The organism is Pleurocapsa minor HA4230-MV1, from assembly GCA_019359095.1.
Lineage (GTDB): Bacteria > Cyanobacteriota > Cyanobacteriia > Cyanobacteriales > Xenococcaceae > Waterburya > Waterburya minor.
Genome location: JAHHHZ010000002.1, coordinates 1 through 24,268, shown reverse-complemented (window position 1 = coordinate 24,268; position 24,268 = coordinate 1). Strand labels below are relative to the sequence as shown.

The 24,268-nt window shown below is 40.6% G+C and carries 17 protein-coding genes and 1 rRNA gene; 12 read left to right on the top strand and 6 right to left on the bottom strand.

Translation table 11 applies throughout. The features are described from left to right. Positions 1-34: 34 nt before the first annotated feature. Entirely contained in the window at positions 35-889 is an 855-nt protein-coding gene (locus KME09_00400) for a M23 family metallopeptidase (GenBank protein ID MBW4532379.1), read from the bottom strand. A gap of 238 nt (positions 890-1,127) precedes the next feature. On the opposite strand from KME09_00400, the gene KME09_00395 reads away from it, so the two are divergent. The 3 genes from KME09_00395 to KME09_00385 all read left to right on the top strand — a co-directional run bounded on the left by KME09_00395 (position 1,128) and on the right by KME09_00385 (position 5,611). Next, positions 1,128-3,167 (top strand): GAF domain-containing protein, encoded by a 2,040-nt coding sequence (locus KME09_00395; GenBank protein MBW4532378.1) that lies wholly within the window; start codon positions 1,128-1,130, stop codon positions 3,165-3,167. Positions 3,168-3,324: 157 nt separating this feature from the next. Continuing rightward, positions 3,325-3,759: a photosystem I reaction center subunit II gene (locus tag KME09_00390; protein ID MBW4532377.1), complete on the top strand. Its 435-nt coding sequence runs from the start codon at positions 3,325-3,327 to the stop codon at positions 3,757-3,759. Between the two features lie 316 nt (positions 3,760-4,075). Beyond that, positions 4,076-5,611, top strand: coding sequence for an anthranilate synthase component I family protein (locus KME09_00385; GenBank protein ID MBW4532376.1), 1,536 nt, complete (start codon positions 4,076-4,078; stop codon positions 5,609-5,611). Between the two features lie 10 nt (positions 5,612-5,621). On the opposite strand, the gene KME09_00380 is transcribed toward KME09_00385, so the two are convergent. Both KME09_00380 and KME09_00375 read right to left on the bottom strand, forming a co-directional pair. Beyond that, entirely contained in the window at positions 5,622-6,797 is a 1,176-nt protein-coding gene (locus KME09_00380) for a glycerate kinase (GenBank protein MBW4532375.1), read from the bottom strand. A 139-nt stretch (positions 6,798-6,936) separates the two neighbouring features. Then, positions 6,937-8,442 (bottom strand): anion permease, encoded by a 1,506-nt coding sequence (locus KME09_00375; GenBank protein ID MBW4532374.1) that lies wholly within the window; start codon positions 8,440-8,442, stop codon positions 6,937-6,939. 563 nt (positions 8,443-9,005) lie between these two features. Between KME09_00375 and KME09_00370 the strand changes: the two genes are divergently transcribed. From KME09_00370 to KME09_00355, 4 genes are all read left to right on the top strand, one after another. Next, the gene (locus KME09_00370) at positions 9,006-9,620 is read left to right on the top strand and encodes a hypothetical protein (GenBank protein MBW4532373.1); all 615 of its coding nucleotides are present in this window, start codon (positions 9,006-9,008) and stop codon (positions 9,618-9,620) included. A gap of 61 nt (positions 9,621-9,681) precedes the next feature. Further along, positions 9,682-11,139, top strand: a complete 1,458-nt coding sequence (zds, locus tag KME09_00365) for a 9,9'-di-cis-zeta-carotene desaturase (protein ID MBW4532372.1) — start codon at positions 9,682-9,684, stop codon at positions 11,137-11,139. 109 nt (positions 11,140-11,248) lie between these two features. After that, entirely contained in the window at positions 11,249-11,722 is a 474-nt protein-coding gene (locus KME09_00360; GenBank protein MBW4532371.1) for an SRPBCC family protein, read from the top strand. Between the two features lie 188 nt (positions 11,723-11,910). After that, positions 11,911-13,056, top strand: coding sequence for a glycosyltransferase family 4 protein (locus tag KME09_00355; GenBank protein ID MBW4532370.1), 1,146 nt, complete (start codon positions 11,911-11,913; stop codon positions 13,054-13,056). Between the two features lie 205 nt (positions 13,057-13,261). On the opposite strand, the gene KME09_00350 is transcribed toward KME09_00355, so the two are convergent. Then, entirely contained in the window at positions 13,262-13,660 is a 399-nt protein-coding gene (locus tag KME09_00350; GenBank protein MBW4532369.1) for a response regulator, read from the bottom strand. Between the two features lie 238 nt (positions 13,661-13,898). Here KME09_00350 and KME09_00345 point away from each other — a divergent pair, with 238 nt between their 5' ends. Together KME09_00345 and KME09_00340 are read left to right on the top strand one after the other, a co-directional pair. Next, positions 13,899-16,442, top strand: coding sequence for a DNA topoisomerase 4 subunit A (locus KME09_00345; protein MBW4532368.1), 2,544 nt, complete (start codon positions 13,899-13,901; stop codon positions 16,440-16,442). Positions 16,443-16,445: 3 nt separating this feature from the next. Continuing rightward, positions 16,446-17,624, top strand: a complete 1,179-nt coding sequence (locus KME09_00340) for a tetratricopeptide repeat protein (protein ID MBW4532367.1) — start codon at positions 16,446-16,448, stop codon at positions 17,622-17,624. Between the two features lie 248 nt (positions 17,625-17,872). Here the strand turns inward: KME09_00340 and polA are convergent, their stop codons facing one another. Further along, positions 17,873-20,800, bottom strand: coding sequence for a DNA polymerase I (gene polA / locus KME09_00335; GenBank protein ID MBW4532366.1), 2,928 nt, complete (start codon positions 20,798-20,800; stop codon positions 17,873-17,875). A 717-nt stretch (positions 20,801-21,517) separates the two neighbouring features. Further along, a complete protein-coding gene (aat, locus tag KME09_00330; GenBank protein MBW4532365.1) occupies positions 21,518-22,093 on the bottom strand; it encodes a leucyl/phenylalanyl-tRNA--protein transferase in 576 nt (191 codons plus the stop codon). A 122-nt stretch (positions 22,094-22,215) separates the two neighbouring features. Between aat and KME09_00325 the strand changes: the two genes are divergently transcribed. The 3 genes from KME09_00325 to KME09_00315 all read left to right on the top strand — a co-directional run. Further along, positions 22,216-22,554, top strand: a complete 339-nt coding sequence (locus tag KME09_00325) for a hypothetical protein (protein MBW4532364.1) — start codon at positions 22,216-22,218, stop codon at positions 22,552-22,554. A 20-nt stretch (positions 22,555-22,574) separates the two neighbouring features. Further along, positions 22,575-23,831: a 50S ribosome-binding GTPase gene (locus KME09_00320; GenBank protein MBW4532363.1), complete on the top strand. Its 1,257-nt coding sequence runs from the start codon at positions 22,575-22,577 to the stop codon at positions 23,829-23,831. Between the two features lie 361 nt (positions 23,832-24,192). Next, a 16S ribosomal RNA gene (locus KME09_00315) occupies positions 24,193-24,268 on the top strand; the annotation flags it as partial.

Here is a 24,268-nt window from a genome sequence, read left to right as displayed (position 1 = left end):
TAGTATAAATTATTTAAGTATTACCACAGCATATTTATTCGATCGCGCCAAATCTCCAGGGTACAGGGTCTACCGACACCTGGTTAACATATAGACCCCAATGTAGGTGTGGCCCTGCGGAAGCTCCAGTATCACCAATTGTGCCAATACGCTGTCCTGCCTTAACCATTTCTCCTTCTGTAACTTCAAGATCTTGGAGATGCAGAAAAATACTTAAGACCCCTTGTCCATGGTCGATCCCAATTACATTGCCGTGAACGTGAAAGCCTTCATCTTCTCGACCAACGAGACGAACTTGACCTGCTGCGGGAGCAACTACAGGAGAACCATATCCCCCAGCATAATCAACACCTTTGTGATAATAATCTTCGGCAAAAACATTATTGTAGTAACGACGAACACCAAAACCTGTAGAAATTCGACTGGCATTGGGGCGCAAGAAAGCTCCTTGCCAAAATTTTTGCGGAGTAACCAAATTTTTAAATGCCGTAACCCGATCTAATTCTAGTTGAGTTGCTGGGCGAGCAGCACTGCCAGTTAGCGTGATTCGCTGTACGGGAAAAACTCGATTTTTCAACCAGACCCCAACATTACTGGTGCTATTGTCTCCCGCCACTTCTACCGTCATTTTTCCTGGGGAATTGAGAGGTGAAGTCGGAATAAAAGCGCGATATTGGTCGTTGATTTTAAACAGGGGTTGCTCTTGTTGATTGACTTTAACAGTTGGTTTGCTGGTGGGATCATCGGTTGTCACCATCACCGAAATCGTATCTCCCAACTGAGGAGCTTGGGGTGAAATCTTGACTTCTAGAGCTTTAGAGGGTGAAGCGATCGCCCATAGTAAAGTGGCAGCAATTCCTGTTAGGGTGGGTCGAAAACGATCAAACATATTAATTTATGGAAGCGCTTAGGGGTAGATGTAAATTTAATTTAGAGTTTATTTTAGCTTTTGCCAATTTAGCTGGATTGTTGCGAATTATGATTGCGAATCGCAGCAAGGTAACAAGTTTTTTGTAGGATATTGATGTAGGGCAGTTTTCGTCGCCTATCTTCGCCACTCAAGACCAGCGAAGCTACCATGATTCCTGCGGGAATGGTTTTTAACTAAAAATTTTTATAGATTATAGATGAGTATTTCTAAATCTGTGGTGCAGCAGCTGCTTGATAATTGTACGGGTTGGCGACCACAAATGTACTTTAAGTCCTCCTTAACCGCTCTATCTCATGCGATGGAGGATTTGGTATTAAATGATTTTGATACCCCTCTAGTAATTGCGAGCTTTCAAAGAGAGCGTTTTTATCGTCAAGAATCCCATCGTTATCGGCGAATCGCCCATAAATCAAATCAAGTATATGTTTTAGCTGCTCCAGAAACAGAGTTTAGTAACGGATCTGGAGAATATGAAACCGTGGCATTTGAATCGGATGATGCGCTGGCTCAAGAGTGGCATTTGGTAATTATTGGACAGCACTATGCTAGTTGCTTGATCTGTCGTGAGCGCAATGTGCCTGTTACCGATAACAAATACGTTTCGGCAATGGATACCAATCGTCGCTTTGAAGGAATCTGGACATTCGATCGCTCCGTGACGATGAAGGCAGGAAAAATCATGCTGGAGAGGATTGGTGTATATCGACCAGAGTTAGCAGATAAGATTGCCCAAGCTCAGAATTTATATATTAGCGATTCATCAATCACTCAAGCGACAGTGCAAATAGAATCTCCCCTAGCTAACCCCGATCCTTTTGTCCAAAGGCTAGTAACTTATCTTCAGGCTAGCCAATATAAATTACTTAAGGCTAATAAATCCCTGGCAGTCAAGCAACAAAAAGAACAACTGTTAAATTCGGTAACTGATGCCGTTAGGCGATCGCTCAATACCAAGCAAATTTTGCAGGTAGCGGTACAAAAACTCGGAGAAGGGATAGAAGTCTGTCGCTGTATTGTCTATCGCTGTCACGAAAATGATGCTATAGCTACCATTGACCGAGAGTTTACTAGTCCTGGTATTAAATCGGTTAAGGGGCAAAAGTGGCAGTTAGCCAATAATCCGTTATTTGAAGAAGCGATCGCCACAACCGAAACTGTTAGCGTTGATAATACCCTGGAAGATCGACGGCTAACTACAGTAGCTTGGGAGAAAGGTACGGGAGAATTTTTTCAAAATCTAATTCAAAATTACTCTCTTTGTTCCTGTCTATTAGTACCAATTTTTTATCACGGTAAACTATTAGGTGTCATGGAACTTCACCATTGCGCCCAAGAGCCAATTGCCTGGAAACCAGATGATATCGCCTTGGTAGATGCGATCGCCACTCAGGTAGGGGTAGCACTGATTCAAGCAGAAGCCTATGCTGACTTGGAACACCTGAACGAACAGCTAGAAGCCTTAGATCGTACCCGCTCTAACTTAGTCGCGATCGTCGGTCATGAGCTACGTACTCCCCTGTCAACGATTCAAGTCTGTTTGGAGAGTCTAGCGAGTGAACCAGATATGGACTCAGAATTGAGCCAGATTATGCTGGATACAGCCCTAAAAGATGCAGAAAGAATGCGTAACTTAGTTCAAGATTTCCTCACTCTTTCTCGCCTAGAAGGGGGTGGAGTGGAATGGAATATTGAAACTTTGTCTATTACTGAATGTATTGACTTGGCAATTAGTAATGTTAAGGCGCGCAAACTAGAACAGTCTCTGCCCAAAATCCAAAATCTCACATCTCCAGGAGATCTGCCTCTAATTGAGATTGACGGTGAATGGTTAGTCGAAGTATTAGCCAAGCTGCTAGATAATGCCTGCAAATTTACTCAGGCTGACGGCACAATTGCGATCGCTGTTAAAACAAATGGTGCTAAAACCTTAGAAGTTACGGTGTCTGATACAGGCAGAGGTATTGAACCTGGCAGTTTAGAAACTGTTTTCGACCGTTTCTATCAAGAAGAAGGGGCTTTACGTCGTAGTGCTGGCGGAACAGGATTAGGTTTAGCAATCTGTCGCCAGGTGGTTAAAAACTGGGGTGGCGAAATTTGGGCAGAATCCCCAGGCAAAGAGCAAGGTAGTATCTTTCATTTCACCATTCCCCTCAAGGCAACTAAACACAAGCAACCAATCAAAAATTCTCTCTCTGCTAAATATCAAAAAAGCATTAAGAAAAGTAATAAAAAGTAAGAAAAGGCAACACAACTAACTCGGTCACTTGAAAATGATTTCCAGTGCTGTGAGCTAGCGCTGCTAAAAACTGTTACAGTTTTTGACACACTCACAATATTGCCCCGAAGTGAATGATAGGATGCGCTAAATACCTTTAATTGAGGATTTTATTAACATGGCACAAGAGATGAAGCTTTCTGGGAAAACTCCCCAGTTTGGTGGTAGTACAGGCGGCTTACTAACCAAGGCAGAAGTAGAAGAAAAATACGCTATTACCTGGACAAGCAGTAAAGAGCAAGTTTTTGAAATGCCTACTGGTGGTGCAGCGATTATGAATGAAGGAGAGAATCTGCTTTATTTAGCGCGCAAAGAACAGTGTTTGGCTTTAGGGTCACAATTGCGCAATAAATTTAAGCCAAAAATTCTGGACTACAAAATATATCGCGTCTTCCCCAGTGGAGAAATCCAATATTTGCACCCCGCAGATGGTGTATTCCCTGAAAAAGTGAATGAGGGACGGGAATATCACGGCAAAATAGACCGTGGAATTGGTAAAAACCCTCAGCCAGCTACAATTAAGTTTTCTGGGAAAGCACCTTACGAGGTATAGCCCACAGCAGATAACTTGAGGAAGGATCAAGCAAAAACAAATGATGTTTCTGACTTATCCTTCTTTTTTATGGCAGTTTTCTGGTGTTGCTAGTCTAAATATAAAATCTTTAGTAATACTGTTTTAAGTTATCAGCTATCAGCTTTTTAGAGATATAGCCATACGCAAAAACGTTAGGGCATTTTTGAAATAATACTTCCGTCTTACGAAATTTCCTCAACGCGGGAGACCCGCGCGACGCGAAGCTAGTCCTTTAGGGCAACGGAATTTCGCGCTATTTCCTATTTCCTACTTCCCACTTCCCACCTACTCTAATATGATCTTTCCCAATTTCGATCAGTTTACTGAACTAGCGCAACAAGGTAATTTTGTTCCTGTATATCAAGAATTAGTTGCTGATTTGGAAACACCTGTGTCGGCTTGGTATAAGGTATGTGCGGGTCAACCATATAACTTTCTTTTAGAATCCGTTGAAGGAGAAGAAAAATTGGGTCGCTATAGCTTTTTGGGTTGCGACCCTATGTGGGTATTAGAAGCTAGAGGAGAAACAACGACTCAGACGCATCGCGATGGCTCTATTAATACATTTAAAGGCAATCCGTTTGAGATTTGTAATCAATGTCTTGAGTCCATTAAGCCTGTCAAACTACCAGAACTGCCTCCTGGTATTGGTGGTTTATTTGGTGTCTGGGGTTATGAACTAATTCGCTGGATTGAACCGCGAGTGCCGATTAAGGAACTCCAGCCTGAAGATTTACCCGATGGAGTCTGGATGCAGGTAGATAATGTGATTATTTTTGACCAGGTAAAGCGCAAAATCTGGGCAATTTCCTATGCTGATTTACGGGATCAGGAGCAGACCATAGAACAAGCCTATCAGTTAGCTGGCGATCGCGTAACTAAATTAATGCTCAAGCTTCAGCTACCTTTACCAATCGAGGCTAAAGTATTGTCCTGGAAAAATCCCCATCAAAGCGGTTCCTCAGAAGATGGAGGAATAGTTTACTGTAGTAATACTGATAAGCAGCTATTTTGCGATAATGTTAACCAGGTAAAAGAATATATTCGTGCAGGGGATATTTTTCAGGCTGTCCTTTCCCAAAGACTTTCTACTGTTTATCAAGGACATCCTTTTAATTTATATCGCTCTCTCCGTTTAGTTAATCCCTCTCCCTACATGAGCTACTACCAGTTTGGTGACTGGCAGCTGATTGGTTCGTCTCCAGAAGTTATGGTGAAGGCGGATTTCAACGAAAACGGTAAACTCACCGCTACTCTAAGACCCATTGCAGGTACTCGCCCTCGGGGCAAAACGCCTCAAGAAGATCAAGCTTATGCAGCCGACTTATTAGCTGACCCCAAAGAAGTTGCTGAACATATCATGCTCGTCGATCTTGGGCGGAATGATCTCGGTCGAGTTTGCGTTAAGGGTAGCGTTACTGTAGATGAGTTGATGGTTATTGAACGCTATTCCCATGTCATGCACATTGTTAGTAACGTAGTGGGTGAAGTTGAACCCGATAAAACTGCCTGGGATTTACTCAAGGCCTGCTTTCCCGCAGGGACAGTAAGTGGCGCTCCTAAAATTAGGGCAATGGAAATTATTAACGAATTAGAGCCAGAAAGACGAGGGCCTTATTCTGGGGTATACGGCTATTATGACTTTGAAGGACAACTTAATAGTGCCATCACTATTCGGACGATGATTGTTCGCCCCGATTCCGAGAATCAATGTCTAGTTTCGGTACAGTCAGGGGCGGGAATGGTAGCGGATTCAGTTCCTGAGTCGGAATATCAAGAAACCTTAAACAAAGCCAGAGGGTTACTAGAAGCCATTAGAAGTATCAATTAAGCCAGTGACTTTACCATCCAGCGAAAGTCGCACGACGAATTTGTTTTCCTACCAAAAGCAAACGGGCAATTTGTTCGGCAGTATTGGTTAGGAGAGTTGCCGTCTGAGCGATCGCTTCATTAAGTTGACAAGGATGGCTCAAAATACTTGTATAGTGATCGATGCCGTGGTGTAAATTCAGATCTGCACCTTCGCCAATTGTCCCTACTAAAGCAATTACAGGCAGTCCATAAAGTTTAGCTCGCTTGGCAACTTCGGCAGGAATTTTACCCCGTGGTGTTTGATAATCGATACACCCTTCAGCAGTAATCACTAAATCGACTTCTGGGATTAATTTATCCAACTCTAAATATTGCATGACAATTTCGTAACGGGGGTATAATCTAGCTCCAATGAGAGCATGTAAACCAGTTCCTAAAGCACCAGATGCACCACTCCCAGACATTTCTCTGACATCGATATTTAAATGAGTTGCGATCGCGCTAGCGTAATGTTCCAATGCTAACTCCATCTGTTCGACAATTGCGGGAGATGCACCTTTTTGTGGGCCAAAGACTCTTGCTACTCCCTGAAATCCGCACAAGACATTATGCCAATTGCAAGCGACATCAATTTGTACTCGATCGAGACGTGGATCTCTTTGGTCAATGTCAATTTGTCTGAGTTTAATTAATTCACTGCAACCTAAACCTAATTCTTTGCCATGTTCATCTAATAATTTTACTCCCAAGGCTTGTGCCATTCCTGCACCACCATCATTAGTACCAGAGTCGCCACAACCAACTAAAATTCTCTCCGCACCAGCATCTAAAGCAGCTTTAATTAATTCGCCAACACCGTAAGTAGTCGTTATTAAAGGATTGCGCAAATCTGAAGGCACAAGACGTAAGCCTGCTGCTGCTGCCATTTCTAAAACCGCAGTTTTAACTTTAGTTTTGCCCAGAAAGCCAAAATGAGCGGTGACTTTTTCGCCAACAGGGCCAGTTACTTCCAGATGATGTATCGTCCCTCCCGTAGCTGCAACTAAGGTTTTGGTAAAGCCTTCTCCACCATCTACCAAAGGTACTTTGAGGATTCGGACATCAGGTAAAGCTCTGACAATGCCTTTGGCAATACAATCGGCAACTTGTTCGGCATCGATACTTTCTTTAAATCCAGAGGGAGCAATTAAAATATTAAGTGTCATTTTTATTAACTTTTAACTTTTAACTTTTAACTTTTAACTTTTAACTTTTAACTTTTAACTTTTAACTTTTAACTTTTAACTTTTAACTTTTAACTTTTAACTTTTAACTTTTAACTTTTAACTTTTGACTTTTGACTTTTCAAAGCGACAACCCCACCCATCGCCACCAGGTGTAATAAAACAAGACCATTAGGACGAGATGAATTACAATCAGCACCGAACTGAGACGAAGCAAATCTTTGGGTTTAAAACCGCCTTCATCTAACTCTTGATAAACCAGCAAAGCTTTAGAACTGACAGGAAAAGTTAAACAATAATCCATCCCTAAAGTACTGAGAAACATCACTGCTACTGGATTAAGGTTTAAACTGCTAGCAAGATAAAGCAAAGGAGGCACTAAAGCTGCTGCCCTAGCTGTGTGAGAAGTCATATAAATATGAGAGGTGAGAGAAATAATTGCCAGCAAGACAAAAATAATCAAACTAGATTGGGTACTACGAACGTCACTCCAGTGAAAAATGTGATCGAAAATCCACTTAGATGCACCAGACTGAATTAGAGAACGTCCCAAAACTAAAGTAGCTGCGACGAACATAATCAAATTCCAAGCAACAGCTTTAACACTGTTCTTCCATTGAATTACCCCAAATTTAGGCATTGTCAGTAATACTGCTCCCATCATGGTGACGGTGGCAATTTCTAGTCCATGCCAAGCTTCTGTTAACCAAAAAATCAGCATCAGTAACGAAATGCCAAGGGTTTGGCGTTCTTTGAGCGACAAAGATTGCGCTGGTAATTGTGGTAGGCTCAATGGCTGCTGTAACTGTTTTTGATTCAAAAACATCCGCGAAATAACCCAGCAAGAGATATAACTAGCAACTACCCCAAAAGGCAAACCATAAAGCACCCACTGACCAAAAGAAATTTCCTGTTGGGCAATCTGTTCTAAAAGATCGTTAGCAACTAAATGAGAACCTGCACCTGTTAAAGAAACAATGGTAGAAACCAAAATAATGGTAGGCATCAATAAACAGAGAGTGCGTCTAATTTGCTTGTCGGCGATCGCCCCCGTAATACTACGAAAGACAGGATAGGTTACAGCCGCCCGACCAGAAGTTGAGGGAATTAGGAAAGAAAGAGGAATCAGGACTGTTGTTAATAACCAAAAAAGATTAGCAACATTATTAGCTTTGGCTACTACCATGTGGGTTAACCTGGCTGCTAAACCAGTCTCTTTAACCGCATAGCCCAAAATAAACGCCCCAATCATTAACCAAACTACATCTGAACCCATGGAAGCAAAAAACTGTTCCTGGGATATTGCCCCTGTTAAGACCAGCATGATTGCTGAACCCACAGCAACGTAAGCTGCATTGATGCTGGTAATTGACCAAAAAATGGTCGCCACTAAAAAAATAAATAAGGCTAAACGTCCCTGAATTGGTAAACTATCAGGCAAGCTGACAATAATCCCCGCTATGGCAATTAAGACAGGCACTAAAAAAGTTTTTCGCTGCCAGAAATAGGCTGATTGATTGAATAAACATTTGCTTAGATATATAGTTTTTGGGGTCATTTCCTCAGTATTTAAGTCATCTGGTGGTAGGCATGATCGCCTATGCATAAGGCAGCTACACCACACCATTGCGTAGCCAATCGCTTTTCTCAACCGCTTCTAGTTCAAAGTCCTCTCAAGAATCTGAATTATTAACCTTGGCTTAAACTTTATTTAAATTAATCTTGATGAATGTGTTGTTAAAAAACCATGAGAAGTTTTTCATGGTTCTGTTAATTGTTAATTGTTAATTGTTGATTGTTATCTATCTCTCCCCTATTACCTTCTGTGCTGCTAAAGGTAAGACAACCGGAAACGGGAGCATCCCATACTCAAATGGGAATCAAGACGAATCGAACTTTTATGGGCTTCGGCGATCGCTCTGACAATTGCTAAACCCAAACCTGCTCCTGCCGATTTTATTTGAGGGCTATGCTAATTTAATTATAATTTTGGGGCAAAATAAAGCTGAAATAAATCGTTTAACTTAAATAAGCATTCTAGTTGTTCATTAAATTAAGTGCGATCGCATTTAATCTAGATAGATTTTAATTTAGTCGCTAGAATAGATCGAAGTTTTACTTCTGACTTGACTTTAAGTTTCTCGAATCAAAAAATCTGTATTTTTAAGCAACTTTAATTAACAAAGATCAATGACTGAACTAACTCAAGATTTATCCTTGGCACAAGCTCGCTCTTTGATTGATAGTTATGCTTTTGATTTAGGGCGCGAGCAGGCCGAAAAACTCCTAGAGTATTGGCTAGAGATGTATCATGCTAACTGGATTAGACTGGCAACTATCGAAGCACTCTACTTAGGACGCTATAAAGCAATTTCGATTGAGCAAATCTTAAATGTTTGGTTGCGTATCGGCACTCCCAATCCTCATTTTACTTATGAATTTGAACGATTGATTTGTCGTAGATTGCCCAAACATCTTTGCCAGCTGTCAGACTCAGATGCAAGTACCTTTGAACCTGACACTATTAGTTTATATCAGCCTAAATCTGAAATGTCAGCCTCAGCACAAGTATTAGAGAATCCAACACTGAGGGACACCAAACCAAGAGATAATCTAAATTTAGCACCAATATTGAAGAGTTCAGCCTCAGCTGGGAATGTGTGCCTAATTTATAATTGGGGATTATCTTCCAATCCTCTTTGGTCAGATTTTACGGCAAAAAGTAAGATCATTCATCAATTTATTCCTTTGCCCGACATGTCTTCTTTTTTCGCCAAGCTTAAAACATTTGGTGAAGAGAAATAATCAGGGCAGCGATTTATATTACAATATGTAAAGTAACCGCTGTTCAGAAATCGGAAATTTAATGCGCGTAGCAATTGTTGGTGCAGGATTAGCAGGCATGGCAACAGCTATTGATTTAGTTGATGCGGGTGCTGAAGTAGAAATATTTGAAGCTCGTCCGTTTGTGGGCGGGAAAGTCGGTAGCTGGATCGACAAAGACGGCAATCATTTAGAAATGGGGCTGCACGTCTTTTTTGGCTGCTATTATAATTTATTTGGTTTAATGGCCAAGGTCGGTGCGATCGATAATCTACGTCTCAAGCAGCACACTCATACTTTTGTGAATGAAGGAGGGAAAATTGGCGAACTAGATTTTCGCTTTCTGACTGGAGCGCCTTTTAACGGTCTCAAGGCTTTTTTCACTACCTCGCAACTCTCCACAGTTGATAAGGCAGCTAACTCTCTAGCTTTAGGTACAAGTCCCATTGTCAGAGCTTTAATTGACCCAGAAGGGGCAATGAAAACAATTCGCAATCTCGATTCGATTAGCTTTGCTGACTGGTTTCGCAGTCATGGGGGTAATAACGGCAGCTTGAGAAAGATGTGGGATCCGATTGCCTATGCTTTGGGCTTTATTGATACAGAGAATATCTCTGCTCGCTGTATGTTAACCATTTTTCAGTTTTTCGCTACCAAAACTGAAGCCTCTGTTTTAAGAATGTTAGAAGGCTCTCCTAGTGAGTATCTTCACAAGCCAATTGTCGATTATCTAGAAACGCGAGGTACAAAAATTCATACTCGTCATCGAGTTAAAGAAATCTTGTTTGAAGATTCGGGCGAGATCACGAAAGTTACAGGAATTGTCGTGAGCAATGGCGAAACCACCGAAACTATCCGAGCAGATGCTTATGTCTGTGCCTGTGACGTTCCTGGCATTAAAAAAGTCCTTCCTCAAGCTTGGCGTAAATGGCCAGAATTCGATAACATCTACAAGCTGGATGCCGTTCCCGTTGCCACAGTGCAGTTGCGCTTCGATGGTTGGGTAACAGAATTAAATGATGCGCAAAATCGCCAGCAATTACAACAGGCAGTAGGAATCGATAATCTACTCTATACTCCTGATGCGGACTTTTCCTGTTTTGCCGATTTAGCTTTAACCAGTCCAGCAGATTACTATAAACCAGGGGAAGGTTCACTACTCCAGTTAGTCTTAACCCCAGGAGATCCTTTTATTAAGGAAAAGAACGAAGATATTGCTCATCAAATACTGGCGCAGGTACACAAGCTATTTCCTTCTGCTAGAGAATTAAACATGACTTGGTACAGCGTAGTTAAGCTAGCAGAATCTCTCTATCGAGAAGCGCCAGGAATGGATCCCTATCGTCCGCCTCAGCAAACTCCTATAGATAATTTCTTCTTGGCTGGGAGCTATACTCAGCAAGATTATATCGACAGTATGGAAGGTGCTACTATGTCGGGAAAACAGGCTGCCAAAGCAATATTAGCCCATGCTGAACAGTTAAAAGCGGTGGCTGTATAGTGCGATCGCATTTTTAGATCGGGTGGGTATAGTTGTTGTGAGTTGTGAGAACATTAGGTAATTAAAAACAGGGTCTAGCCCACCCGACAATCTTTAAAGGAGAAGTGCGATGACTGATTGGCTTGAACATACCGTCCAAATTGAAGTCCCCGTAACTATACAATTAGCCTGGAGTTTATGGTCAGATCTCGAACAGATGACAATCTGGATGAAATGGATCGAGTCGGTCAAAATCTTAGAAGAAAACCCCGAACTATCGCGCTGGAAACTAGCTAGTGGAGGTTTTAACTTTTCTTGGCTGTCTCGTATTGTTCAGATTGTTCCTGAGCAAATAATCGAATGGCAATCTGTAGATGGTCTACCTAACAAAGGTGCAATTCGCTTTTACGATCGCAAAGATAGTTGTATTGTTAAAATGTCTTTTGCCTATGCTGTTCCTGGGATTATTGGCAAGCTGATGGATAGTTTAATCGGCGATGTAGTGGAGTCTACAGTGATGGCCGATCTGGAACGATTTAAAGAATATGCAATTATGAAAAGAGACGAAGGCATTGCTGATTTGAAGTATGAAACCGAAAAGTAATCTGTACGTCCTAAAGGATACCGCTACGCATATAGCTTTTAGCTCTTAGCTATTAGCCTTTAGCTTTTTAGTTGATTTGCTTGCATAGAGAAAAAAGCAGAATTATACATCGATCCAGCAACGCTGAGACGAAAAGTAATTAATAATCAGTAATCAGTAATCAGTAATCAGTAATTAGTAATCAGTAAATGCCCAAAATAGCTATCAACGGCACTTATATTCAAGAACAAGGTAGTGGTTTGGGGGTAGTTAATCAAAACTTAATTGCTAAATTAATGAATGGTGATTGCCTAAAAGATTCACTCGACAAGCGCCAGTTTGATTTTCAGCTGTATTCTCAAGCAGATTACTTTAAATCTCAATATCCACAGCAGACTATTGCTGTAGATCCCTCATTATCCCCCGATCGCGGTTTGTCAGGACACATTAAGCGGATTTTCTGGTATCAAACCAGATTAAATCAACAGCTTAAACGTCAGCAAGCCGACTTATTTTTTTCTCCCGTAGCTGAAGGGATTTTTTTTCCTCGTATTCCGCAAATAGTTACTGTTCATGATTTAATCCCCCTCCAGTATCCCGAACTAAGTCCTAAGTGGAAGTATTATTATCTTTACGCTCTACCTTTTCTCCTAAAACAGTCTCAAGGCATTATCTGTGTTTCTGAATATACTAAGCAAGATCTGGTCAAAAACTATCGGCTGAATCCTGACTCGATTAACGTAGTTTACAATGGCTATGCTCAGGATTTATTTTATCCTCAACCCGATCGCGCAATTCTCCAGAAATACAACTTGAATAAATACCTGCTTTATGTGGGGGATATGCGCTTTTATAAAAATTTGAGTCGCTGTTTGGAAGCTTTTGACAGTTTACCCTTCAAAGATTATCAGTTTGTGATTACAGGAAAAAAAGACAATTTTTTCTATCCCGAAATTGAGCGTCAAACCGCTAAACTTGCTGCTAAAGAGCGGATTATCTTCCTCGATTATGTCCCAACCGCTGTTCTTCCTAGCCTATATTCAATGGCTCAAGCATTAGTTTTTGCCTCACTGTATGAAGGGTTTGGACTACCTGTATTAGAGGCAATGGCTTGTGGTTGTCCTGTGATTACCTCTAAAGTGACATCTATTCCTGAAATCGCGGGAGATAGCGTATTGTATGTCGCTCCTGAGAATGTGGAGAGTATTGCTCAGGGAATGTATCAAATATTAACTAATACGGAATTAAAAACTAATCTGATCCACCAGGGATTAGCCAGAGCCAAGCTTTTTAGTTGGGATAAGACAGCAAAAGGCGTTTGTCGGGTATTCTCAGATCTTGCACCTAACCGGTAACTGACTTGTGGGATCAGGGAAAAGGGTAAAGGTTAAAGGTTAAAGGACAATAATTTGAAATACTACTTCCTACTTCCTACTTCCTATTTCCTACTTACGAACCGATCGCAATCAGAGTTGCCAAAAACAAAGTAAAAGAACTATTGTACTAAGATAGAGTCCAGAGAAAAAGAAGATCGATTAAGCTTGATTGCAAAATTTTAGATTATGTTTTATTGATTAAAGAAACGATTTGATGAATAAATGCTTCATGATCGACTACTGGTTTAGAAATATAGCCGTCTGCACCACTTTGTTTGAGAAAGTTTTCGCGATCGCCTTCCATGGCGTGAGCCGTCACTAAAATTATGGGTAAATTGGCAGTTTTGTCGTTTGCCTTAAGCATTTGAGTGATTTTGATGCCATCTACTGGTTTACCCTGATAAGAACTATTCGCTAGAGCAACATCCATTAAAATTGCATCTATTTCTCCAGATTGGGCAAATTGTAAGACTTCTTCGACAACTTCTGTCCCTTTGACTTGCAAACCGCCTCTTTTTACGAGTATTTTGGAGAAAACGCGCAAATTGATGGGATCATCTTCTACAATCAAAACCGTTGTCATGGATGTTACTCAGAAAGTCTGGTTGAATTAGGGAAACTTAAGCTTAAAAACGATGAGGATCAAAACTGCTAAAAATTAGATCAGCTTTTGTTTATTGTGGCTTAAAAAGACGAGATCGCAAAGTTTAACCGTACACAATCAAAGCCTAACCACGTTATATTTTTAAATCTTTATGATTCTGTTTTCTTTTAGACTTAATTTTCAGGCATCTTCTTCCGTAAATTTTGGAGAATTTTGAATGGCACAGCAGCTTAATTTGTTAGGAAATGGTCAGATTATCCCTACCCCTCTACATCAGGAAATGGAGAGGTCATATCTGGAATATGCCATGAGCGTCATTGTGGGGCGAGCCTTGCCCGATGTACGAGATGGATTAAAGCCTGTACATCGACGTATTCTCTATGCCATGTATGAATTAGGACTGACTCCAGATCGTCCTTATCGTAAGTGCGCTCGTGTTGTGGGAGATGTTTTAGGTAAATATCATCCTCACGGCGATCAGTCGGTGTATGATGCTTTAGTTCGTTTGGTACAGAGCTTTTCAACTCGGTATCCGCTTTTAGATGGTCATGGTAACTTTGGCTCGGTAGATAACGATCCCCCCGCAGCAATGCGTTATACCGAGACTAGATTAGCGCCTGTCGCTTATGAGGCAATGTTAACGGAGATTGGGGAATCTACGGTTAACTTTAGCGATAATTTTGATAGTTCTCAAACCGAACCTGTTGTTTTACCCGTTCAGCTGCCGATTCTGCTGCTTAATGGCTGTTCGGGAATTGCCGTCGGCATGGCAACTAATATTCCGCCACACAACTTAGGTGAAGTGGTGGATGGTCTAATTACCCTGATAGATCGCCCTACCGTAACCGACGAAAAACTCTGGGAACTGATACCTGGGCCCGATTTTCCGACAGGTGGTGAAATTGTTGAGGTTCAGGGAATCCAGGATGCCTATCGCACGGGAAAAGGCATCATTAAGATGCGGGGTATTACTCAAATTGAACAGATTGCCACAGGGAAAAAACGTCGGAAAGAAAAAAAAGCGCTGGTGATTACCGAGCTACCCTATCAAGTAAATAAGGCGGGGTGGATTGAAAAGGTAGCAGCTTTAGTTAACCAAGGCAGAATTGAAGGAATTTCCGATATTCGAGATGAAAGCGATCGCAGTGGGATGCGAGTCGTGATTGAACTCAAAAAAGACATTACGGCTAAGAAAGTATTGCATGAGCTTTATCGCCAGACAGCATTACAAAGTAATTTTGGGACAATTATGCTGGCATTGGTGGATAATAAGCCAGTTCAGCTACCCTTACGCGGTATCCTGGAAGAATTCCTTAAATTCCGCGAAGCAACTCTTAGAAGACAATATAGTCATGAATTAGAGCAGGCTAATCAAAGGCTGCATCTCGTAGAAGGATTATTACTGGCTTTAAACCAGATTGATGCAGTAATCGAAATCCTCCGCCACGCTCCTGACGGTACTACTGCCAAATTACGGCTCCAGGATGAGCTGGACTTGTCCCCTACTCAGGGAGATTCAATTTTGGCAATGCCGATGCGCCGTTTAACAGGCTTAGAGAGACAGAAGCTGGAAACAGAATCAGCAGATCTTCAAGAACGGATTAGCGAGTTAAATAGTATTTTAGGCGATCGCCATGAACTGTTGAAATCTCTTAAAAAAGAATTACGCGCTCTCAAACGCAAGTTTAACGATCGACGTCGCACGCGCATTATTAACGTAGCAGTTAGCGAAGATCTTCCTAGTACGCCTACTCAGAAAAAATCTCCAGCTCAGTCAGCGAAGCAAACTGTTGACCCAAATCCCGCTTTAACAGTGTCGCCGACTCTTAGTTTTGAACGCTCTGTTCAAGCTAAATTAAAGGTGACCAGTTCTGGCTGTATTTATTGGTCAAACCCATCTACAGAGTCAGAAGCTAATCAGACTATTCCCCAAAAAGGTCAAGATTTTCTCCTCCATCAAGAGCCGATTGGCGATCGCGATCAGTTAATTGTGGTTACTGACAGTGGTAAAGCTTATCCCGTAACCCTTAAAGAAGTCCCTTCCAGCTTGGAAACTACTGAATTACCTGCTGTAGAATTACTATCATCCGCAGCACAAAGAGATGCCAAGACTACGGTGGCACATTTCTTTCTCCCTGAAAATTATCAGGATTTAGACTTGATGATGCTGACGGAAAAGGGCATTATTAAACGTTTAGCTGCTCAAGAGTTAGATGCTTTAGGCAATCGGGGATTAGTTCTGATTAAGCTTAAAGAAAAAGATACTCTTAAATATTTTGGTTTTACTACTAAAACAGAAATGGCGATCGCCACTACTGGAGGACGTATTTTACGTTTGCCGATTGACGATCTGCAAATTCCTTTGATGGGTAGAAATGCTCAGGGAAGTAGGGTTATGCGTTTACGAGTCAAAGAAAATCTGGCGGGTTGTTGTAATGTACAATCCGAGGATTCTCTGGCTGTCATTTCTCAGTTAGGATTTGGTAAACAGATTCCCGTTAACTCCCTAAGATTGGGTAATCGAGGGGATATTGGAACTCAAGCAATTCAATTTACGACCAAAGAAGATACCTTGGTGGGAATTATCGCGACTACTGGTAGAGAAAATATTGTTCTCACTACGAGTATCGATCGCAGGCTAGTCTTACCTGTCGAAAGCCTCGTCAAAGCAGACAAAAATGATCCAGGAGCGAGAGTTGGTCAATTAAAAGCAAATGAGGTTATTACTGGAGTATATCCATTTGCGGGAAATGAGGAGTAAGGAGTGAATAGTTGGAAGATTGTATTGAGCGTTTTATTAGCGGGAGGTATTAATCTTTTTTGTGTTCACCATCAATTATTAGCTCAAAGCCAAATAGCTAATCCTTTACAAACAGGAGTAGATCGCCGCGATCCTGTAATTCCACCTGGTTATGGTAGACGGAAGTTATCTGCTTTTGAAATTTATCGCCTTGAGCAGAAAATTAACCAACTCCAGCAAACGGCATCGCAGGAGTTGCAACAAGGTAATACGAATAGAGCATTTGAACTATGGTATCGTCAGTTAAAACTTGCTCGTGCTATTAATACCGAGGTGGAAATTGAGGCTTTAGGTAAAGTTGGCGCGATCGCTTGGCAAGAAAATCGAGCTGTAGATCTACGCAATATTGCTAATCGTTTAATTACGATTGAAAAAGGAATAACTATTGCCAATTTATCTCCTCAATTACTAGAAAGCCTTGCCACAGCCTATCAACAGGTTAGATATCTGGAGCAGGCGATCGCCATTGAGCAACAAATCTTAAACAACAGTAAGCAGCAACAGAATTTAGCTGCGGTTACGGAAAATCTCCAAATTTTAGCTGAACTCTATGTAGCCAATTTTGACTATTCTTCAGCTGTCAAAACCTATCAAGAATTATTAACTTTGGCTGAATCAAAATCTAATTCAGAGCAAGTTAATTTTTATCTCACTACTTTAATCGATCTCTACGATCGCACTGGTCAAACTAAACCAGCCATAGCCGAGAGAAAACGTTTAATCAAAAACTATACCAAGAATAACAAACTAGACCAAGTAGCAGGATTAGAATTGGCGATCGCCCACGACTATGAAGCTCTTAACCAAACTACAAAGGCTAGAGAAGCCTATGAGCGAGGGTTTACCTTAGCATCCGCAACACAACAATTAGCGATCGCCAATGATGCCTTAGAGAGCCTGGGAAAACTATATCTCAAACAAGGACAAGAACAAAAGGCGATCGCCACTTTTACTCAGCTAGAGAAGGTACAACGCCAGTCTTATAACCACTATGGCTTAATTAATACCTACGATACCCTAGGCAAAATATATTTGAAGCTAGAGCAAAAAAAGGAGGCGAAGCAGTATTTTCAGCAGGCTTTAGAATTAGCTAAGACTTTAAATTATAAAGTCGAGTATTTTCAGCAGCTAATTACAAAATAAATCCTGGTGCTTCTAAGCCAAAAAAATATCAGAGCTTTGGCGATCGCTTGTTCAACCAATAGACAACTTTGAGAGAAATAAGCTCGAATGCAACAACCAAGCTCAATCTTATGTTTCGTTAGGCTAATGATTAGGAGACTAGCAGTAGCTTCTTAGAGATCGAGATCTTAAATAGGTTCTCTAAAATCTTTGCGCCTTTGCGCCTTTGCGCGAGTTTTACTAGCCTTCACTTATAGCTTATAGCTCTTCTATTTTGCTTCCATCCAATTTTTACCAGCATTAATATCCACGGCTAAAGGAATGCTCAACTTGACAGCATTTTCCATCGTCGCTTTAATAATCGGCTGTAATTCCTGCCATTCTTCAGGAGGAACTTCTAGTACCAATTCGTCATGAACCTGTAGCAATAATCTAGCTTGATAATCTTTTAAAATATCCTGTAGCTTAATCATAGCTAGCTTAATAATGTCTGCACTAGAACCCTGAATTGGTGAATTAGCTGCTGCTCTAAGGGTTTGAGCATCGGTATAACTGTAATCGAGATGATCCAAATTAATTGCTGCTGAATTAGTTCCTCGCAATGATTTAAGACTGTCGCTAACTAAATTCACGTAACGCCTTCTACCTAAAATTGTATTGACATAACCTAAAGCGATCGCCTGTTTTTTGACGCTTTCTAGATATCCAAACACCTGAGCATACTGCTCGCGGTATTTTTCAATAAACTGCTTGCCAACATCCGTGTTAAAACCAGATTCACGCGCAAATCTTTGCGCTCCCATGCCATAAATTACGCCAAAGTTAATAATTTTGCCTAAGCGTCTTTCTTCTGAAGTAATTTCTAATTTATCAAACAGCAGTTGTGCCGTTACGCGATGAACATCTTTACCATTACGGTAGGCATCTACTAACACAGGCTCTTGACTTAGATGAGCCAAAATTCTTAATTCAATTTGGGAATAGTCAGCCGCCACTAGCAACCAACCCTCTTGAGGAATAAACGCCTGACGAATCTGGCGAGAAAACTCAGTACGGATGGGAATGTTTTGCAAATTTGGGTTAGAAGAGGATAATCTACCTGTAGCTACCACTGATTGATTGAAATCTGTATGCAACCTTCCTGTAGACTTTCTTACCAGAGCAGGTAAAGCGTCAACGTAGGTGGATTTAAGTTTAGCTAAAGTTCGATGTTCTAGCATGTTGTCAATGACGGGATGATCTCCCCGCAGCTTTTCTAATACCTGTTGATTGGTAGAATAACCTGTTTTGGTTTTGCGCGATTTTTTCAGATCGAGTCCTAGTTTTTCAAACAGAATTACACTCAGTTGTTTAGGAGAACTTAAGTTAAATTCCTCTCCTGCTGCTTGATAAGTATCTTGTTCGAGCTTTTGTAAGTCTTGATTTAGTTGTCGCGCAAACTGCTGGAGATATTTAATATCTAATCTAATACCTGTATTTTCCATTGTCGCCAACACAGGTTCTAAAGGTAGTTCTACATCCAATAACAGCTTGGCTAATTCGGGAAATTCGCTTAATTTAGCTTTAAGTTTACCTACAAGATAGTAGGTTGCATAGGCATCTAAACCACAGTAATCAGCAACTACCGCAATATCTAAATCAGCGATGGTTTTACCTTTGGGTATACCTAAATCTTTGTAGCTTTTCGCCGTAATTTCTAACCCATAGCGCTCTGATAAATCTCCCAGATTATGAGTTGTTTCAGGATTTAAGACATAGCTGGCTAGCATCGTATCAAATACCACTCCTGCCAGTTTAATTCCCTGATGATCTAGTACCAGACGATCAAACTTCGCATTTTGGAAAGCCTTGGGATAGCGATCGCTCTCTAGAATAGGCTTTAAAGTCTCTAAAACAAACTTTGCCTCTAGTTGTGTTCCTGCTATATGAGCCAGAGGAATATAGGCAATATCTGTATCGCGATCGCCCCAGCAACAGCCAATCCCCACTAATTTGGCTAAATGAGTTTCTAAAGAAGTAGTCTCTGTATCCCAAGCGACAGGCTTTTGGGGATCGCTATGCTGCTTTAAGGTTTGAACTAGCTGCTCTAGCTTCTCTTCGGTATCAATAATCTGGGTGTTTAACTCAGGCTTAAATAATTCTGGTGGCGCTTCTGGCTCAATCCGATCGAACAGAGATAATTGACCACTGCTATCATTTTTAGCAGCAGAGGGTATAAGATCGATTTGTTTAATTTCCCCTAATCCACCAAGTTTGATCTGGAGCTTGTTTAGATTTTTAATAACTTTTTTTAGTTCTAATTCTTCCAGAAGAGGTAATACCTTATCTGGCTCAAAGCCAACCAAATCGCAGTCTTTTAATTCAATTTCAATTGGGGCATTAATCTCGATTTGGGCGAGAAACTGAGAATGAAAAGCATCTTCTCTCCCCTCAGCTAGTTTTTTCTGGTTTGCTCCTTTAATCTTGTCTAGATTGTCATATACTCCAGATAAGGTTTGATATTCCTGTAAAAACTTCACTGCCGTTTTAGGGCCAATTCCTGCTATACCTGGGATACAGTCAGATTTATCACCACAGAGGGCTTTATAATCTACAATCTGTTCGGGAGTAACCCCCATCTTGTCAATTACCCCGGCACGATCAAATTCAGTGTAGCTGCTGGCTGATTTCCGAAAAGCTTGATTGTGGAGATAGAGAACACTAATTTCTTTGTCATCATCTACCATCTGAAATAAATCGCGATCGCCCGTCACAATCTTAACTCTATACCCCGCCTGACTGGCTTTGGTGGCGAGCGTGCCTAAAATATCATCGGCTTCGTATCCCGCCTTAGTAATCATCGGCAAGTTAAAGCCTTGAAGTAGCTTTTGCAGATTTTGCAGATCGAGAATAAAGTCTGCGGGAGTTTCAAGGCGATCGCTTTTATAGTTCACATCAGCTTGATGACGGAAAGTTGCTTCACTTAAATCAAAGGCGATCGCCATAGACTGAGGCGATTCTATTTCTAATACCTGCAATAAAGAGTTGATAAAACCAAAACAAATACTAGTAGGAACACCTTGGGAAGTGACCAAAGGCTCGTTTCTCAAATTATTAAAAGCATAGTACGCACGAAATGCTAAAGAATGCCCGTCTAGCAAAATTAACAGTGGTTTAATCTGATTGAAAGTGGAATTGATTACAACAGTAGATGACATATGATTAATTTAAAACAGAAAAAATTTAGTTAAATCAAGACAATATTGCAGCTTATTAAATACTGTAAATGTTGCTAAACATATCTTGTTTTGTAAAGTCAAGAGTGTTAGGTTAACAGCAGGTACAAAGAAGTACACCAAGCTTCTTTCCAAGATAGATTCTAGCAAGTACCTCCCGTTATGAATCTACACAATAGCGTATCATCAGATTGAAGGGAATAAATAGGTCGACTTATCTAACTATTATCCTTTATTTGCTAGGTAAATAGCATTAGTACAAGTCGCAATCTTTACCAGATATGGCTAATTACCAAAATCTGAATATTGAAAAAAGCTGTTGTGCGGTCGATAAACTTCACACTATAACTATTTAAAACTACTTGAACATTTTGCTCTCGAATTTGAAGCTACGGATAAGTTTATTGGGAAGTCTCGTTAAGTTTGCGAAAAGACAATGGATAGGAGTATTTTGAAGGCTAGTTTAGTTTCACACTTACGTCTTTAAAGTCCTAAAAAGGAGGTCTATCAAAGCCTAGCCTACATTTACTCCTCTCCAACCCAATTTAGAGAATTAAAAAAAACTAAATAATAAACTAAATAAATTTTCAAAGAATTTAAATGAAAGATGCGATTCATGGACACATATGTCATGGTCGTTTTTTAGTATTTGGCAACATATCCATAGCAGATAAAAAGTAGAGCAAAGAATTAATGAGCTTAGGGGAAAATGCAATCTCGTATCAAAGCCTGGTGCAACATTTTCTGATAATCTTCTGAAGCAACAATGACCGAGCCGAAACGTTCTAAATGAGGGTTTTGTAATTGAGCATCAAATACAACATATTTTCTTGCCCTTAAATGTTCAACTAATTTTACCATCGCCACTTTCGAGCCTTCAGTAATCCGATAAAACATTGATTCGCCAATAAATGCGCCTTTGATCGCAATACCCAATATTCCCCCTGCTAGCTCATCTCCCTGCCAAGTCTCAAAACTATGCGCCCAACCAGCTTGATGTAAAGCTAAATAAATCTCCATTAGCTCATCAGAAATCCAAGTACTCTCGCGATCGCTACAACCTTCACAAACTGCTGGAAAATCACGGTTAATCGCTACAGTAAAACGTTCTTGATTAAGTACTCTTTGTAAAGATTTTGGATAGTGAAAGCGATCGTCTAAGGGAATAAGGGTACGCTGACGACTAGAATACCAGTCCAACTGACCCTCATCGCCCGCCATTAAAAAATAACCCTGACTGTATCCTTCCACAATTACAGGAATATCAATTTCCATACTTTTATAATCATCTATTTCTAAATAAAGATGTTTAGACTAAAAATTACCTGTATTAATCTATTAGTAGCTCATAGTTGATTATTGACTTTTTAAATACCAATTTAACTAAACTAACTACCATGACAGACTCTGCTAGTCCAATCGCTCCTATAACTTTACCTGACATACAACATCCTGAGAAAGAGGAAGCATGGCTCAGGGATTCTCTACGTATCTGGTTAGATGAAGAGTTTTTACCCGAAATAGTTAATGGCAAAATAGCCGAAAGAGCAGCCAAAATATTTGTTCGTCAACGTATGGAAGGAGAAAACGATTTAGGTTCACTAGTAATAGCTATTATTGCTGAAATGCGAGCCTTTGATTTTAGTCGAAGTTTTTACAGCGAATTTGCTGTTGCTAATGCCGTCAGCGATTTAATTTTAGATAGTCTAGGTATAGATCGTTGCTGTGGCGCATAATTTCTATAACTTAGCGAAAGATGAGCAAATTTTCCTGGTTGAATGATTGGAAAGATCGAGCATCAAAAAATGTAGATGATGCTACAAGACGTTTAAAAAAATTGCTGCCTACCGATAGTGTGGCTAAAAAAGCTACTAGTTGGTTTAATGTCAGCGATGAGCAAGTTGCGGAAATATTAACTACTGTCAGAGAAAAGTTACCGACAACCGAGGCTTTATTAATTGGCAAGCCTCAAGCGGGTAAAAGTTCAATTGTTCGAGGTTTAACAGGAGTAGCGGCGGAAATTGTTGGTCAGGGTTTTCGTCCTCATACTCAAAATACTGAAAGATACGCTTATCCTTCAGAAGATCTTCCCCTATTAATTTTCACTGATACAGTAGGCTTGGGAGATCTTAATCAAGATACTCAAAATATTATTAAAGAACTCAAAGCCGAACTTGAGCAAGATACTCAACGCGCCCGAATTTTGATCCTCACTGTCAAAATCAACGACTTTGCTACCGACACTTTGCAACAGATAGCTAAACAATTACGTCAAGACTATCCCAACATACCTTGCTTGCTGACAGTTACTTGTCTACATGAAATCTATCCTGCTGACGTGGCAGATCACCCCGAATATCCACCCAACTATGAAGCAGTTAAACGAGCATTTCAGGCAATTCAACAAGACTTTAAGCAATTTTGCGATCGCTCTGTCCTAATTGATTTTACTCTTGAAGAAGATGAATTTAATCCTACTTTCTATGGCTTAAAGGCATTCACAGAAGCTATAGCAGAATTACTTCCCGAAGCTGAATCGAGAACGATTGCTCAATTATTAGACAACAGCATGAGTGATGAACTGGGTAATCTTTACCGTGATACGGCTAGACGTTATCTAGTTGCATTTTCCACTATGGCTGCTACTTTAGCTGCTGTTCCTTTGCCTTTTGCGACAATGCCTGTATTAACTGCTTTGCAAATATCCCTAGTTGGGTTGTTGGGCAAATTATATGGCCAGACTTTATCCCCTTCTCAGGCTGGAGGAATTGCTAGTGCGATCGCGGGTGGCTTTTTGGCTCAAGCGATCGGGCGGGAATTAGTTAAATTCATTCCTGGTTTTGGTAGCGTTATTGCAGCATCTTGGGCAGCAGCTTATACTTGGTCACTTGGAGAAGGCGCTTGTGTCTATTTCGGCGATTTAATGGGAGGGAAAAAACCTGACCCCAAGAAAATTCAGTCTGTGATGAAAGAATCATTTACTTCCGCCAAAGAACAATTTAAAAATGTTTAATATAACAATTTCAACTTTTTTCAAATCTCTTAAAGTCAAGTCTGGAAACACTTTAAGAGCCAAAAGGACTCAAATCCTCAAATAATGTTGGAAAAGGGGGTTGACTTTATTAGAAATGTTGCTTATATTGGTAAATGCGCGGTTGAGAGGGGCTTCGGTCACTCAAAGCGTGAGAACCAAGACAATACAATAGTTTGACAGTTTTAAAGCCCCCAAGTTTTTTGGATAAAAAGTCAATTATAAACCACTCCAAGTGAGAGGATAGAGCAAGTTTTGGTAAACTTAATCAAAACTTCACAAAAGAGCTGGTGAAAGTTAAATAAGAGCGAAAAATCAACCTTGTGATTGATGAAATTAGTTCATCATGGAGAGTTTGATCCTGGCTCAGGATGAACGCTGGCGGTATGCCTAACACATGCAAGTCGAACGGTGTCTTC

What these genes read in the sequence shown, in the direction of transcription:
- zds (MBW4532372.1), top strand. Translation starts at nt 9,682, where the DNA reads ATGCGCGTAGCAATTGTTGGTGCAGGATTAGCAGGCATGGCAACAGCT.
- KME09_00375 (MBW4532374.1), bottom strand. Translation starts at nt 8,442, where the DNA reads ATGGTGTGGTGTAGCTGCCTTATGCATAGGCGATCATGCCTACCACCA.
- KME09_00395 (MBW4532378.1), top strand. Translation starts at nt 1,128, where the DNA reads ATGAGTATTTCTAAATCTGTGGTGCAGCAGCTGCTTGATAATTGTACG.
- aat (MBW4532365.1), bottom strand. Translation starts at nt 22,093, where the DNA reads ATGGAAATTGATATTCCTGTAATTGTGGAAGGATACAGTCAGGGTTAT.
- KME09_00360 (MBW4532371.1), top strand. Translation starts at nt 11,249, where the DNA reads ATGACTGATTGGCTTGAACATACCGTCCAAATTGAAGTCCCCGTAACT.
- KME09_00400 (MBW4532379.1), bottom strand. Translation starts at nt 889, where the DNA reads ATGTTTGATCGTTTTCGACCCACCCTAACAGGAATTGCTGCCACTTTA.
- KME09_00345 (MBW4532368.1), top strand. Translation starts at nt 13,899, where the DNA reads ATGGCACAGCAGCTTAATTTGTTAGGAAATGGTCAGATTATCCCTACC.
- KME09_00355 (MBW4532370.1), top strand. Translation starts at nt 11,911, where the DNA reads ATGCCCAAAATAGCTATCAACGGCACTTATATTCAAGAACAAGGTAGT.
- KME09_00380 (MBW4532375.1), bottom strand. Translation starts at nt 6,797, where the DNA reads ATGACACTTAATATTTTAATTGCTCCCTCTGGATTTAAAGAAAGTATC.
- KME09_00325 (MBW4532364.1), top strand. Translation starts at nt 22,216, where the DNA reads ATGACAGACTCTGCTAGTCCAATCGCTCCTATAACTTTACCTGACATA.
- KME09_00320 (MBW4532363.1), top strand. Translation starts at nt 22,575, where the DNA reads ATGAGCAAATTTTCCTGGTTGAATGATTGGAAAGATCGAGCATCAAAA.
- polA (MBW4532366.1), bottom strand. Translation starts at nt 20,800, where the DNA reads ATGTCATCTACTGTTGTAATCAATTCCACTTTCAATCAGATTAAACCA.
- KME09_00385 (MBW4532376.1), top strand. Translation starts at nt 4,076, where the DNA reads ATGATCTTTCCCAATTTCGATCAGTTTACTGAACTAGCGCAACAAGGT.
- KME09_00350 (MBW4532369.1), bottom strand. Translation starts at nt 13,660, where the DNA reads ATGACAACGGTTTTGATTGTAGAAGATGATCCCATCAATTTGCGCGTT.
- KME09_00390 (MBW4532377.1), top strand. Translation starts at nt 3,325, where the DNA reads ATGGCACAAGAGATGAAGCTTTCTGGGAAAACTCCCCAGTTTGGTGGT.
- KME09_00370 (MBW4532373.1), top strand. Translation starts at nt 9,006, where the DNA reads ATGACTGAACTAACTCAAGATTTATCCTTGGCACAAGCTCGCTCTTTG.